The 13,004-nt window shown below is 56.0% G+C and carries 12 protein-coding genes and 1 tRNA gene; 8 read left to right on the forward strand and 5 right to left on the reverse strand.

The window, feature by feature from the left end:
* Nucleotides 1-64: 64 nt before the first annotated feature.
* The 4 genes from ACQY4Z_RS10110 to ACQY4Z_RS10125 form a co-directional block, all read right to left on the reverse strand.
* Nucleotides 65-1,375 carry an extracellular solute-binding protein gene (locus ACQY4Z_RS10110; protein WP_409685733.1) on the reverse strand — a complete coding sequence of 437 codons (1,311 nt, stop codon included), beginning with the start codon at nucleotides 1,373-1,375 and terminating at the stop codon, nucleotides 65-67.
* A 499-nt stretch (nucleotides 1,376-1,874) separates the two neighbouring features.
* A complete protein-coding gene (locus tag ACQY4Z_RS10115; protein ID WP_428528909.1) occupies nucleotides 1,875-2,297 on the reverse strand; it encodes a YqaA family protein in 423 nt (140 codons plus the stop codon).
* A gap of 78 nt (nucleotides 2,298-2,375) precedes the next feature.
* Nucleotides 2,376-2,451 (reverse strand) — tRNA-Ala (locus ACQY4Z_RS10120).
* Between the two features lie 149 nt (nucleotides 2,452-2,600).
* The gene (locus ACQY4Z_RS10125) at nucleotides 2,601-2,993 is read right to left on the reverse strand and encodes a TIGR02300 family protein (protein ID WP_306148111.1); all 393 of its coding nucleotides are present in this window, start codon (nucleotides 2,991-2,993) and stop codon (nucleotides 2,601-2,603) included.
* A gap of 266 nt (nucleotides 2,994-3,259) precedes the next feature.
* On the opposite strand from ACQY4Z_RS10125, the gene aroA reads away from it, so the two are divergent.
* The 3 genes from aroA to rpsA all read left to right on the forward strand — a co-directional run bounded on the left by aroA (nucleotide 3,260) and on the right by rpsA (nucleotide 7,202).
* The gene (aroA, locus tag ACQY4Z_RS10130; RefSeq protein ID WP_428528911.1) at nucleotides 3,260-4,615 is read left to right on the forward strand and encodes a 3-phosphoshikimate 1-carboxyvinyltransferase; all 1,356 of its coding nucleotides are present in this window, start codon (nucleotides 3,260-3,262) and stop codon (nucleotides 4,613-4,615) included.
* Nucleotides 4,612-5,232, forward strand: coding sequence for a (d)CMP kinase (gene cmk, locus ACQY4Z_RS10135; protein ID WP_428528913.1), 621 nt, complete (start codon nucleotides 4,612-4,614; stop codon nucleotides 5,230-5,232). Before aroA ends, cmk begins: the two co-directional genes overlap by 4 nt.
* 272 nt (nucleotides 5,233-5,504) lie before the next feature.
* On the forward strand, nucleotides 5,505-7,202 hold the full coding sequence (rpsA, locus tag ACQY4Z_RS10140; protein WP_209172203.1) for a 30S ribosomal protein S1: 1,698 nt from the start codon (nucleotides 5,505-5,507) through the stop codon (nucleotides 7,200-7,202).
* 107 nt (nucleotides 7,203-7,309) lie between these two features.
* Here the strand turns inward: rpsA and ACQY4Z_RS10145 are convergent, their stop codons facing one another.
* Nucleotides 7,310-9,325 carry a 5'-nucleotidase C-terminal domain-containing protein gene (locus ACQY4Z_RS10145; protein ID WP_428528915.1) on the reverse strand — a complete coding sequence of 672 codons (2,016 nt, stop codon included), beginning with the start codon at nucleotides 9,323-9,325 and terminating at the stop codon, nucleotides 7,310-7,312.
* 245 nt (nucleotides 9,326-9,570) lie between these two features.
* On the opposite strand from ACQY4Z_RS10145, the gene ACQY4Z_RS10150 reads away from it, so the two are divergent.
* The 5 genes from ACQY4Z_RS10150 (at nucleotide 9,571) to ACQY4Z_RS10170 (ending at nucleotide 12,772) form a co-directional block, all read left to right on the forward strand.
* A complete protein-coding gene (locus tag ACQY4Z_RS10150; RefSeq protein WP_428528917.1) occupies nucleotides 9,571-9,999 on the forward strand; it encodes an FKBP-type peptidyl-prolyl cis-trans isomerase in 429 nt (142 codons plus the stop codon).
* Between the two features lie 124 nt (nucleotides 10,000-10,123).
* Entirely contained in the window at nucleotides 10,124-11,110 is a 987-nt protein-coding gene (gene sppA / locus ACQY4Z_RS10155; RefSeq protein ID WP_428528919.1) for a signal peptide peptidase SppA, read from the forward strand.
* A 15-nt stretch (nucleotides 11,111-11,125) separates the two neighbouring features.
* Nucleotides 11,126-11,425 (forward strand): integration host factor subunit beta, encoded by a 300-nt coding sequence (locus ACQY4Z_RS10160; protein ID WP_008191762.1) that lies wholly within the window; start codon nucleotides 11,126-11,128, stop codon nucleotides 11,423-11,425.
* Between the two features lie 62 nt (nucleotides 11,426-11,487).
* Nucleotides 11,488-11,853 (forward strand): DUF1049 domain-containing protein, encoded by a 366-nt coding sequence (locus ACQY4Z_RS10165; protein WP_409685707.1) that lies wholly within the window; start codon nucleotides 11,488-11,490, stop codon nucleotides 11,851-11,853.
* Nucleotides 11,854-11,863: 10 nt separating this feature from the next.
* Nucleotides 11,864-12,772, forward strand: a complete 909-nt coding sequence (locus ACQY4Z_RS10170) for an ornithine cyclodeaminase (protein ID WP_428528922.1) — start codon at nucleotides 11,864-11,866, stop codon at nucleotides 12,770-12,772.
* The last annotated feature ends 232 nt before the right edge of the window (nucleotides 12,773-13,004 follow it).

Consider the following 13,004-nt stretch of genomic DNA (forward strand, 5'->3'; position numbering starts at 1 on the left):
GACCCGCCATCAGCCCTAAAGAACGGGGACGCGTGTTCTGCGTCCCCGCATAGTTTCGTCAGCCTTAGTTGCTGGTGGTCTTGGCGAAACGCTCAAGAAGCTTGTTGCCGTCGGCTTCAATGTTCTTGAAGGCGTCTTCAACAGTCGTTTCACCGGCGAGGATCTTGCCGTATTCGCGGTTCATGATGTCGCGGATCTGGACGTAGAAGCCCATACGGTAGCCTTTAGTCCACTCACCACCTGGGAGGGTCAGCTGCTTAATACCAACTTCAGCGGCCGGGTTGCGGTCGTAGTGACCGTCTTTCTTGGCGAGGTCGTATGCGGCATTGGTGATCGGCACATAACCGGTTTCACGGTGCCACATGTACTGGACTTCCGGTGAAGTCAGGTACTCGAAGAAGGAAGCAACACACTTGTTTTCTTCTTCCGGCTTGCCGGCCATTGCGAACAGAGCGCCGCCGCCGATGAACGTGCCGGTGCCTGCGCCTTCAACTGCATCCCAGTAAGGCAGGTATGTCGCGGAGAACGGGAACTCAACGGTCTTCTGGATACCACCGAAGGAGCCCGAAGAACCGAGCCACATGGCGACTTTGCCTTCGTTGAACGGTGTCTGGTTGTCGCCCCAGCCTGTGCCGTAGTAACCGAACAGACCATCGTCGAGCCAGCCTTTGACAGCTGTGAAGTGGTTCTTGATCGGCTCACCGAACACCAGTTGAGTGCCTTCAGCACCATCAAAACCGTTGTTGTTCGTTGCGAACTGCAGGTTATGGCGGGACTTGAAGTTCTCTGTGAAGATCCACGGCAGGTGAGACTGAGCGAGCGGCACGTAGCCAGCTTCTTTCAGCTTCGGTGCGATTTCCTGGAATTCTTCCCAAGTCTTCGGAGCTTCAACACCGGCTTTTTCGAGAGCTTCTTCGTTCACGTACAGGATCGGCGTGGACGAGTTGAACGGCATGCCGATCATCTTGCCTTCGCTGTCTGCGTAGAAGTTACGGACGCCTTCGATGTAGTCTTCGCTGTTGAACTCAACACCGGCGTTTTCCAGGATGTCCTGTGCCGGAACGACAGCACCCTTAGCGCCGATGATCGTTGCTGCACCAGCATCGAACACCTGCAGGATGTTCGGCTGCTCACCTGCGCGGAACGCGGCGATGCCGGAGGTCAAGGTCTCTTCATAAGTGCCCTTGAAGACCGGAGTGATCTGACAAGCATCCTGAGAAGCGTTGTAGTTTTCACCGATTTGGTTGACCACTTCACCGAGATGGCCGCCATGGGCAAACCACCAGGAGATTTCGGTCGCCGCGTACGACGCGGAAGAGGTACCCAGAAGGGCCGCAGCAGCTACGAGGCTGGCGACTGTCTTACGGTAAGCCATATTGTTTGCTCCCATCTAGCAGGGCTGGCCGCCCTGATCAGCAGTTGGTTTGTCATGGCGCTGACGGCTTCTTCAACGCCAAAAGGATAACGCCTGCGTTTCGTATTGTTTTCATATGAACGTTATATGACGCTCATATGAACATTAAACGACGGCTTGAGACCTGCTGCAAGAGGGAAGTGCTCAGAAACGACAATTCTTGCGACGCCTAAGCTTTCGGTTGTATTGATCAAAAACCACGCCTCATGGCGTAGTAATGGAAAGCGGCGGCTCCCCGCAGAGGTCTCGCCGTTTCAAGCCGTCAGATTTTCTGCGCAAATATAGGGAGTTATACGTAGATTGCCGAAGACCTTAATTAGGGGCTTCGAAACAATTGCGATCTCAACAGCCCGCTGTTGAGCAACCACGCTACTGTTGCAGGGACTGCTGATTTATTTGCTGGCAAACGACTGAATCAACCGACATCACAAAGAGTTTGATTTCAATCGCCATCAGACGATCAGATGAACTGAAGAGCAATCGCGGCAACCACGATGTACCGGACCGTTTTCGCTATCGCCACCAACAAAAAGAATCGCCACAGGGGCTCCCTGAACACACCAGCGACGAGCGTCACCGGGTCTCCAACAAGAGGCGCCCAACTGATCAACAAACTCCAGTAGCCATACTTCTCATACCAGTGCTGCGCTTTGGCATACCATTTCGACGCCTTCCCGGAATGCTCTGCGGGACGGGCAAACCGGATCAGTCCCAGACCGATGGCCCAATTCACAACCGATCCAAGGGTGTTACCAACACTGGCAACTGCAATCAGAGCCACCAGGTCTTCCGGGTAGTTGGTCACCAGATAGACGAGCCCCAACTCCGATTGAGCCGGAAAAAACGTTGCAGCAAGAAAAGAAGATAGTAACAGCGCAATCATCTTGCGCCGCGATATAAGCCACTTCGCTTCAGAAGCAACCGTTCAACGGGGTCAAGTAGTATCATATGGAAGAGAAGATGGTGGAGCCTAGGGGAATCGAACCCCTGACCTCTTCGCTGCCAGCGAAGCGCTCTCCCAGCTGAGCTAAGGCCCCATTTATGTCCGGAAACGTTGGGATCGCTCCGGCTGATGGAGGCGGAACATAGTCGCACCTCCTGGCAAGATCAAGCGGAAATTTGAATGATTTCAGCCTGCCCTTGTGGAAAAGGCCGGGAGCGCAAAAAACACTTCCCGGCCAGTCACTTAACGATCAGGGTCGTCGTCTACTTCAACCCGGATACCCGGAACAGCTTCATCGTCTTCATCGTCTTCATCAATAAAGACGTCATCATCGGCGCTGTCGTCATCATCAAGTTCAACATCATCGCCATCGATGTCCGGCACATCATCATCGCCGCCTTCGGCTTCCGCGTCGGCTTCTTCCAGCGTTACGATTTCCGGAGCCGCTGCATCGTCTTCGTCTTCATCATCTTCCGGCTTTTCTTCAACCTTGGCGGCTTTCGCCGCGCGAGAGGTCATTACAGCCTCGAAGATCGTCCCGCATTTCGGGCAGGTAATAGGATCGCGGTTAAGATCGTAATATTTGGCGCCGCAGCCCGGGCACAGCCGCTTTGTGCCAAGTTCAGGTTTTGCCACTGTGCTCACCCTTCATAGCTTGGATGGTCGATTTGGAAATTTGAGTTCGCCGCCCTTAACGCTAACTCAGGGCCGATGTCAAAGCCAAATCGCCGTTTTTTCTTTTCGGTTCCACTTTTCTGCACGATGCGTGGCAAATTTCAAGCAGGCTCACTGCATCAATACACATAAAGGATTGTTGTCTGGCGCTAATGGATGACGCCGCCGCCCTTGCGTGATAGGACGTGGCACCTTTTGACAACCTAACAAGCTTGCGGACAAACATAATGTCACACACTTCCGCACCTGTTCCGCTCACTTCAGCGGCAGGCAGCCCGCTGAAAGGCACCATTCGCGTGCCTGGCGACAAATCCATCTCTCACCGGTCCTTGATGTTTGGTGCCCTTGCCGTTGGCCGCACCACCGTTCAAGGCCTGTTGGAATCTGAAGACGTCCTTGCCACCGCCGATGCCATGCGGGCCGTCGGTGCCAAGATCGAAAAACAGGACGACGGCTCCTACACCGTCGACGGGATCGGTCTCGGCAGCCTTATGGAGCCAGAAGGCGTTATTGATTTCGGCAATGCCGGGACTGGCGTGCGCCTGACGATGGGCATTTTCGGAAGCCACAACATTGCAGCGACCTTTGTTGGCGATGCGTCTCTCTCAAAACGTCCGATGGGGCGTGTTCTTGATCCGCTGCGTGAGATGGGGACGAACGTAATTGCCCGCGATGGCGATCGCCTCCCAGCCTCGATCCGCGGTGCGGAACAAGCTCTGCCGATTACATACCGCGTTCCAATGCCTTCAGCTCAGGTGAAATCCGCTGTGCTTCTAGCCGGTCTCAATGCGCCAGGCGTCACAACGGTCATTGAACCGATTGCAACACGGGATCACACGGAAAAAATGCTGAAAGGCTTCGGCGCAGACATTTCCGTGTCTTTGAATGAAGCCGGAGAGCGGGTAATCAAGCTCACCGGGCAGCCGGAACTGAAGCCACAGGACATCGATGTTCCGGCTGATCCGTCATCCGCCGCATTCCCGATTGTTGCCGCTTTGATCGTACCGGGCTCTGATGTCACGATCGAGAATGTCATGCTGAATGAACACCGCACCGGCATCATCACAACGCTGATCGAAATGGGCGGTGATATCGAGCTCCTCAACAAGCGCAGCGCTGGCGGCGAAGAGGTCGCCGATATCCGCGTCAAGCACAGCCTGCTGAAGGGAATTACAGTTCCTGCCAAACGCGCACCGTCCATGATCGATGAGTATCCGGTTTTGGCAATTGCTGCTGCGTTTGCTGAAGGCGACACCTTCATGCTGGGTCTTGAGGAGCTGCGTGTAAAGGAATCCGACCGTCTGGCCGCTGTTGCCCGTGGCTTGGAGGCCAACGGCATACCTTGCGTTGAAACCGAAGACACTTTGACTGTCACTGGCGGTGCTTCCGATATCGGCGGAGGTACGGTTGTAACCCATCTTGACCACCGGATCGCCATGTCGTTCCTGATCCTCGGTATTGCAGCACATAAACCTGTGACGGTGGATGACGGCGCGGTGATTGCGACCAGTTTCCCGACCTTCACGTCGTTGTTTGAAGAGCTTGGCGCAAAGATCTCTGCAAACTCGAGTGAGGCCGCATGATTATTGCAATCGACGGTCCGGCCGCCTCAGGAAAGGGCACCCTTGCACGGCGGCTCGCCGAACATTTCGAGCTGCGCCATCTGGATACGGGCCTGACGTACCGGGCCGTGGCTGCCGCACTCTTGGCGAAGGGGTTGCCTCTGGGGGATGAGAGTGTTGCGATTGAAATCGCGCAACATCTCGATCTTGCTCAGATGGACAAGTCGGTTCTGTCCGCTCATGAAATCGGCGAAGCAGCATCCCGGATAGCCGTCCTCGGTGGCTTGCGGGAGGAGTTGGTCAACCTGCAGCGCAAGTTTGCCGAAACTCCTCCGGGGGCCGTTCTGGACGGTCGGGATATCGGCACGGTCGTCTGCCCAAATGCAACCGTAAAGCTGTTTGTCACGGCCAGCCCGGAAGCAAGGGCGCGGCGCCGGACACACGAAATGATCTCCAAAGGCAATGAGGCAAATTATGCCTCAGTCCTGGACGATCTGAAGCGCCGCGACGAACGGGACAGCCAAAGAACCGTAGCTCCGATGAAACAAGCGGACGATGCGGTCTTGCTTGATACGACGGAAATGGATATAGAAGCAGCGTTCCAGGCGGCAGTGGACATCGTTTCCAAAGCTGCATAGGCATCAAATGGTGCGGGGCTCACTCCAGAGTGCGCCCCTTTTTGCGCATCTTGGCCGGAACCCGCCCTCAGGGCCCTTTGTTCAGAAATGGACACAATTCTTCGGCAGGACACGCGTGTGGCCTGAGACGAGACCGGATTTTCTGTTTCTCGCCCCGCCGGCCCGCTTGATTAAAGCGGCAGAACCAGACGAAACGTCGGTTCCGGGAGGCAGAAGCTCCGGAGTGCAACACCAACCCGCCGGCGGCGCGCCAAAAGGCGCTAGGAGTATCTATGTCTGATTTTAATCCCTCCATGGAAGACTTTGCGGCTCTTCTCGAAGAGTCCTTCGTCCAGAACGACCTCTACGAAGGTGCGGTTGTCAAAGGCACCGTCGTCGCTATCGAAAAAGACCTGGCCGTTATTGACGTTGGTCTGAAAGTTGAAGGCCGCGTGCCGCTGAAGGAATTCGGTGCCAAAGGCCGTGATGGCGAAATGAACGTCGGCGACGAAGTCGAAGTTTACCTGGAGCGTGTCGAAAACGCCCTCGGTGAAGCTGTTCTGTCGCGCGAAAAAGCGCGCCGCGAAGAGAGCTGGGTTCGCCTGGAAGTGGCTTTCGAAGCCAACGAAAAAGTCAACGGCCAGATCTTCAACCAGGTCAAAGGCGGCTTCACCGTCGATCTGGATGGCGCTGTTGCCTTCCTGCCGCGTTCGCAAGTGGACATCCGTCCGGTTCGCGACGTCACTCCGCTGATGCACACACCGCAGCCGTTCCAGATCCTGAAGATGGACAAGCGCCGCGGCAACATCGTTGTGTCCCGCCGTGTCGTGCTGGAAGAAACCCGCGCCGAGCAGCGTTCGGAACTGGTCCAGAGCCTGGAAGAAGGTCACACAGTCGAGGGTGTCGTCAAGAACATCACCGACTACGGTGCGTTCGTCGATCTCGGCGGCATCGATGGCCTGCTGCACGTCACCGACATTGCGTGGCGCCGCATCAACCATCCGTCCGAAGTCCTCACGATTGGTCAGACCGTTAAGGTTCAGATCATCCGCGTCAACCAGGACACACACCGCATCAGCCTTGGCATGAAGCAGCTTGAAGCTGATCCGTGGGATGGCATCGAAGCGAAGTACCCGATCGAAGCCAAGTTCAACGGCCGCGTGACCAACATCACCGACTACGGTGCATTTGTCGAACTGGAGCCGGGCATCGAAGGCCTGATCCACGTTTCCGAAATGTCCTGGACCAAGAAGAACGTCCATCCGGGCAAGATCGTTTCCACTTCTCAGGAAGTCGAAGTGATGATCCTGGAAGTCGATCCGGTCAAGCGCCGCATCTCTCTCGGCCTCAAGCAAACCCTACAGAACCCGTGGGATGCGTTCGCTGAGCAGTTCCCGATCAACACCGAAGTTGAAGGCGAAGTGAAGAACAAGACCGAATTCGGTCTCTTCATCGGTCTCGACGGCGACGTTGACGGCATGGTTCACCTGTCCGATCTGGACTGGAACCGTCCGGGCGAGCAGGTCATCGAAGAGTACAAAAAGGGCGACATGGTCAAGGCCATCGTTCTTGACGTTGACGTTGAGAAAGAGCGCATCTCTCTCGGCATCAAGCAGCTCTCTGGCGACCCGATGGAATCCGGTGCTGCTGGCGAAATCCGCAAGAACTCGATTGTCACCTGTGAAGTCATCGAGATCAAAGACGGTGGCCTGGATGTGAAAATCGCAGACAGCGACCTGACTGCATTCGTTCGCCGTGCTGACCTTTCCCGTGACCGGGACGAGCAGCGTCCGGAGAAATTCTCTGTCGGCGACAAGTTCGATGCACGCATCACGCAGTTCGACAAGAAGACCCGCCGCGTTTCCGCCTCTATCAAGGCGCTGGAAATCGCAGAAGAGAAGGAAGCTGTCGCGCAGTACGGTTCTTCCGACTCCGGCGCGTCCCTCGGCGACATCCTGGGTGCTGCTTTGAAGCAGCAGGGTGACGACTAAGTTTCCTGCTTCTTTCCCAGAAGCTAAAACGCGAAAGCCCGGCAGCGATGCCGGGCTTTTTGTTTTCGTTCGTATGATCAGCTAAAGACACGCCTCACCAAAATGGATCATTGAACGATCGTCAGACGACCATCCTTCTTTGCGCCGGTCTCCGGGCCAACGGTTCCAGTCTTGCGAATGTGGGAGATCACTTCGTTCCGGTAAACGAGGCCGGTGTGCTCAAACGGCAGCTGACGCACGTCAAAGCTCGCAATATCGCCCGGAACATCCGCACCGATCGGCTTGCCGTTCCAGGTTTCACCGAAGGCGCCCAGAGCGATATAGGTGTTGAAAGCGACCCGGAAGGTTTTGTCCAACTGCTCATCCAATGGCTTGCCCTGGACCGTGATATCAACAGCCCGCGCATCCGCTGCCGTCGCTCCAAGTGCGATCTTGTAGCGCAGATCCTTAGAGAAATGCAGGAAGCCGCGCGACACAAAGCCCTTCATATCAACGTTTTCCGCTTCTTCAGGGCGCAGAAGACGCTTGGCATTGTTGTTGAGCATTTCCTTCAGCTGAGCGCCGGTCATGGTCGCAACATGCACCGCATCCGCATACGGCATGACGTCATACCAGCCTCTGAAGGTCAGATCGCCCTCGGCGATGCCGGCTGACAATCCGGTTGCATTAAAGATTGCAAGATCCACCGGGCCACCAGGGAAGGCCTTGGACGCCTCAACCAGCGCATCGTTCATGTAGTTCGCAAGCGCGACTTCACCAACATAGCGGTCAGCAAACGTTTCTTCCGAGGTCAGGCCCTTATCGTCAGACACCCGTCCAATGACTTCCGCCAGTTTGGTATCGAGCGCCTTGATCATCGGGGCGATATGCGCTTCTTCAAACGCCTGATCATAGTCCTCCGGCCGTTCCAAAGATGCAAACTTTGGATCGTTTGCCGCCACACGCTGGTCGCGCTTCTTGGTCGGGTGCAAACCGACGGATGTGAACCAGCCTTTGCGCCCCTGATCCGCTGCGATCGACATGGCGACATCGCCCAGAAACTTGCCATGGGCATTGGCCTGGGTGATCAGGACGCCGTTGACAACATTGTCGGTGTTGATGCCACTCTCGTTCAGCGTTGTGTGGGAATGACCGCCAATCAGGACCACCGGCTTGTCAGTCAGCGGACCAACGGCATCCGCAATTGCAAAGTCTCCTTCGCCGATTGTGCGGGATGTTGCAGCTTTACCGCTCTTGTGTTGATCGCCGCCATAACCGCAATGCGACAACACAACGATGACATCACAAACTTCCGACAGTGCCGGGGTCAGGTTGCGCGCGGCCTCCACCGGGCTGGCAACCGCCAGATCCGGGTCGGCCGGCTGGCCAACGCGGGTATCGACCGCTGTTGTCAAACCAATGAAACCCACACGAAGGCCTTTTACTTCAGCAATGGCCGCAGCCACGTAGTCTTCGTCACGCGCAATGTGTCTGGAGCCATGAATGTTGGCCGACAGAACGGGAAAGTCGGCATCGGTATCGATACCCAACTTCAGAAGTTCCGCACCCCGGTCAAACTCGTGATTGCCAAGGACGGCGATGTCGACACCGGCAGCGGAATTCGCCCGGTAACCCGCATCGGCAACAAACTCCTCTGGGGCCCACCCCATCAGTTCATCAAAGATCGAACCGGTGTGGTCGTCGCCGGCAGACACGAAAAGAACGATCTCGTCCTCTTTTGCCGCGCCGCGGATGTCTTTGACCATCTTCACGATTTGCGAGAACCGGTGCGTGTCTCCGCGCTTGCCGTGCATCTCTGTCAGATGATTGTGCATGTCGTTGAAGTGAAGAACCCGGAGCACGCGCCGCTCGCCGTCTTCAAGCGTTGGCATCGGGACAGGATTGCCCTCTTCGGTCACGATCTTACCGATAGGCCCTGCAAGCGGATCGCCTTTCAAAAGAAACAAGCGCTCGAATTCCCCGTTCGGGTTTGGCTGAGCTGGAACCATGGCGAGTTCACCAGGCCCAGCCTTGGCATGGGCACGGAAGGAAACAATGGACGGGACAAGCGCCGTGCCAGCAACGACAGCCCCAGTTTTCAAAAATGAACGGCGCGACAGCCCAGATGAAACCGGGTTCGACATAATAACCTCCTTGGCCGGATAGGCAGAATGGATTGGAAAGGACGCGTGTCCTCTTCCACGGCCAAGTGTCAGCAAAATGAATAGCCTGATAAGAACTTAGACAATCCAAGCCGCCCCTGGGTCTTTGCCCGGGATAGCGGGTTTCGTTTTATTGCTCAGTACAGTAGGCTGAACAGCGAGAAACGAGCACCTGCAGCAAACTGCGGCCTCGAAACCCACCCCAAGACAGAATTGCGATACGCCTCATGACCGAAGCCAAACAAGGCGATACGGTGCAACTTCACTACAAGGGAACTCTGGACGACGGTTCCGTTTTCGACAGTTCAGAAGGCCGCGAGCCACTCGAATTCACCGTTGGTTCCGGCCAGATCATTACAGGGCTCGACCGCGAGATACCGGGTATGAAGGTCGGTGATGAAAAAACCGTTACGATCGCAGCCGAAGATGCGTACGGGCCACACAATCCGGATGCCCAACAAACCGTGCCGCGGACGCAGATCCCGGAAAATGTTCCACTGGAAGTCGGAATGCAGTTGCAAGGCCAGACTGCGGACGGCCAGGTGATGAGTGTTGTGGTCGTGTCGTTTGATGACGAAAACGTTGTGCTGGATGCAAACCATCCGCTTGCTGGCAAAAACCTCACGTTCGCGATCCAGCTGACCGGCATCAATTGAGATCAGGCAGTAAATTCGCCTTATTCAACCCCTACGTATTGATCCAGTGTTTGCAATTTGGGTGCCTCGGGCCTAGGGTCCGAGGCACTTGAATTGTGATGATAAATTTGGAGTTTTTCGCGCAATGGCGATGGATGTCGATGCATTGGTTGATCGCAGGCGTTTGCGGCGGAAGGTGACATTCTGGCGGGTCGCAACGTTTCTTGTCGCCGCCTTGGTTCTGATCGGCGGCCTGGCGTATTTTGCAGGCGCTGCGAACATGTCGAAACGGTCTGCCCACATTGCGCGTATCCCCATCGAAGGCATGATCCTGGAAAACCGTAAAACTCTGGAGATGCTGGAGAAGATCGGTAAATCCGACGCTGTGAAGGGCGTGATTGTCTCGATCAATTCGCCCGGCGGCAGCACAACCGGCGGCGAAGCGATCTACAACGCCTTGCGCAAACTCTCGGAGAAAAAGCCCGTTGTCGCCGAAATGCGGACAATCGGGACCTCCGCAGGGTACCTGATCGCAATGTCTGCTGATCATATTGTCGCCCGTTACAACACCATCACCGGCTCGATCGGTGTGCTGTTCCAGTTCGGAAACTTTGAAAAGCTGCTGGAAACCGTCGGCGTTTCCATGGAAGCGATCAAAAGCGCGCCACTCAAAGCCGAACCTGACTTCTATTCCCCTGCGACACCGGAAGCCAAAGCGATGTTGCAGGCAATGGTGACCGATTCCTACAATTGGTTTGTCGACATTCTCGCTGAGCGCCGGGATCTGGACAAATCGAAAGCCCTGGAACTTGCCGACGGCCGTGTTTTGTTGGGTCAACGAGCCCTTCAGGAGAAGCTCGTAGACGCCATTGGCGGTGAGGAAACGGCGGTATCCTGGCTCGAAACGGAAAAAGGTGTTGCCAAAGACCTTCCGGTCATCACCTGGACAACAACAGAGAGCATCGAAGAACTGCCATTTGCGTCCCGGGTCTCCCGGGAAGTCGGCAAAGGTTTCGGTTTGGCTGTCCTGGAGCCACTAAATGAGGCTAAAGGGCTGATTTCTCGGGACCTTATGCTTGACGGGCTCGTGTCGGTTTGGCAGGCTCCAGTAGCGGCAGACAAAAAACCGTAATCGAGGGGGCTCTTCATGATCAAATCAGAGCTTGTTCAGCATATTGCCGAACAAAATCCACATCTCTATCAGCGGGATGTCGAAAACATCGTCAATGCGATTCTTGATGAGATCACTGAAGCGCTGATGCGCGGAGACCGCGTTGAACTCAGAGGTTTTGGGGCCTTTTCGGTCAAAAACCGCCCCGCCCGGATCGGGCGTAATCCACGAACCGGCCAAAAGGTGGAAGTGGATGAAAAACATGTTCCGTTCTTCAAAACCGGCAAAGAAATGCGTATACGGTTGAACGATGGTGTCGACCACGGGGACGACTGAGTCCTCTCAAGGTTGCCTCATCGCCGCAATTGCGTTTTGCTCAGACCGTCAGGGAGACTGCTTTGACCCGCTTTATCAAGAACTTGATCTTGCTCGCCATTGCAGTTGTTCTCGTTCCCTTATCCGTTGCCAATCGGCATACGGTCTCCCTGGCCCTCAATCCGTTCGATCCACAGGATCCACGCTTGACCATCCCGGACATCCCCCTGTTCTGGATCATCTTTGCAAGCCTCGGCTGCGGCATTATCGTCGGTGGCATCGGGGCCTGGGCAAAGCAAGGCCGCTGGCGCAAGGAAGCCCGTGTTAAACGCCGCGAAGCGGACAAGTGGCACAAGGAAGCCGATCAGCTGCGCGAACTGACCACAGACGGACAGGGCAGCTCTGCGGCCGCAAGCCTGCCGCGGCCGGGCAACCGCACCGCCGCATAACCGCTTTCCAATGCGGATCATTTCCAGCAGCACCATTGACCTGTGCCTGAGCGATCGGGACGCAATTGAGATCCTGCGCCAAGGTTACCGGTCCTCAGCTCAGGTCAGCGCACCACTGACGGCCAGCATTCCCCGCCCTGATATGCAGGTTGGACATTTGGCCGTGCGGGCTGCGTGGTCCGACTTTGCCGGACAGGGACACATAGATCGCGGCTACGTCGGTTGTTCTTTATCGCTGGCACTACCAGAACAATTCGGCGACCCTTCCGGTCTCTACGTGTTGTTTTCCGGCAAAGGCGGACAACCAATCGCACTTTTGGACGGGATTCGCCTCGCCACCTGGCGCGACGCCGGTTTACATGCGCTGGCTGCAGCTTATCTTTCGCGAGAAGATGCCCACCGTTTGCTCGTGATTGGCAGCGACCCGCGCCTGCCACGCCTGATATCCGCCTATTCAGCTGTCCGAAACATCACCTCGATCCTTTTTGCAGGAACGGACAAGGAGATCCGTCGGAGGATCGCTGGGATTTCACAGCTCTCTCACGTTTCGGCAGGTGTCACAGACGACACTTCCAGCGCGCTTGAGGGCGCAGACATTGTGTGCCTGGCGGGACCGGAGGCCGGATCTGATGACTGGATGGATCTATCCAAGTTCGATCCTCCGGCTGGATGCCACGTAGATGCTTTGATGGCCAATCCACCCCTCACGGACACGCTTTGGCAAGAAGCACGTCTCTTCACCACAAATCTGAAATCAGCGCCGCGAACCGACTTTGAATGGACGGCTGGTCTGGAAGAATTGGCGCGCGGTGAACGCGCCGGACGGCGGTATTATGGACAAAGAACACTTTTCGTTCCGTGCCCAGACACTGGGCTCGCCGATTTCGTTCTGGCTGCACACGTTTTCTTGAAGGCCTGACGTCTGGATTTCAGACGGCGGCCATCCCATTTCATTTGCTATCCGGGGGCGTCCATAAGAACAAAAAGCCGCCGCTCGCGCACATCTGCATGTGCATGGGCACCGATGTCGCACAATGTCGTTTTGCAAAGGAGCAGGACATGCTGACGACACTTGCCTATTCAGCAAGTCTACCGGCAATCACGATCGGTTTGATCGTGATCGTCGCAACAACCTACGGGCTTGTTTTCTA

This window comes from Roseibium sp., from assembly GCF_965276855.1.
In the GTDB taxonomy this organism is placed as follows: Bacteria; Pseudomonadota; Alphaproteobacteria; order Rhizobiales; family Stappiaceae; genus Roseibium.

Excerpts from the sequence above, each read along its gene's own strand:
- ACQY4Z_RS10150 (WP_428528917.1), top strand. The coding sequence starts at position 9,571 with ATGACCGAAGCCAAACAAGGCGATACGGTGCAACTTCACTACAAGGGA.
- aroA (WP_428528911.1), top strand. The coding sequence starts at position 3,260 with ATGTCACACACTTCCGCACCTGTTCCGCTCACTTCAGCGGCAGGCAGC.
- rpsA (WP_209172203.1), top strand. The coding sequence starts at position 5,505 with ATGTCTGATTTTAATCCCTCCATGGAAGACTTTGCGGCTCTTCTCGAA.
- ACQY4Z_RS10110 (WP_409685733.1), bottom strand. The coding sequence starts at position 1,375 with ATGGCTTACCGTAAGACAGTCGCCAGCCTCGTAGCTGCTGCGGCCCTT.
- ACQY4Z_RS10170 (WP_428528922.1), top strand. The coding sequence starts at position 11,864 with ATGCGGATCATTTCCAGCAGCACCATTGACCTGTGCCTGAGCGATCGG.
- ACQY4Z_RS10115 (WP_428528909.1), bottom strand. The coding sequence starts at position 2,297 with ATGATTGCGCTGTTACTATCTTCTTTTCTTGCTGCAACGTTTTTTCCG.
- ACQY4Z_RS10145 (WP_428528915.1), bottom strand. The coding sequence starts at position 9,325 with ATGTCGAACCCGGTTTCATCTGGGCTGTCGCGCCGTTCATTTTTGAAA.
- cmk (WP_428528913.1), top strand. The coding sequence starts at position 4,612 with ATGATTATTGCAATCGACGGTCCGGCCGCCTCAGGAAAGGGCACCCTT.
- ACQY4Z_RS10160 (WP_008191762.1), top strand. The coding sequence starts at position 11,126 with ATGATCAAATCAGAGCTTGTTCAGCATATTGCCGAACAAAATCCACAT.
- sppA (WP_428528919.1), top strand. The coding sequence starts at position 10,124 with ATGGCGATGGATGTCGATGCATTGGTTGATCGCAGGCGTTTGCGGCGG.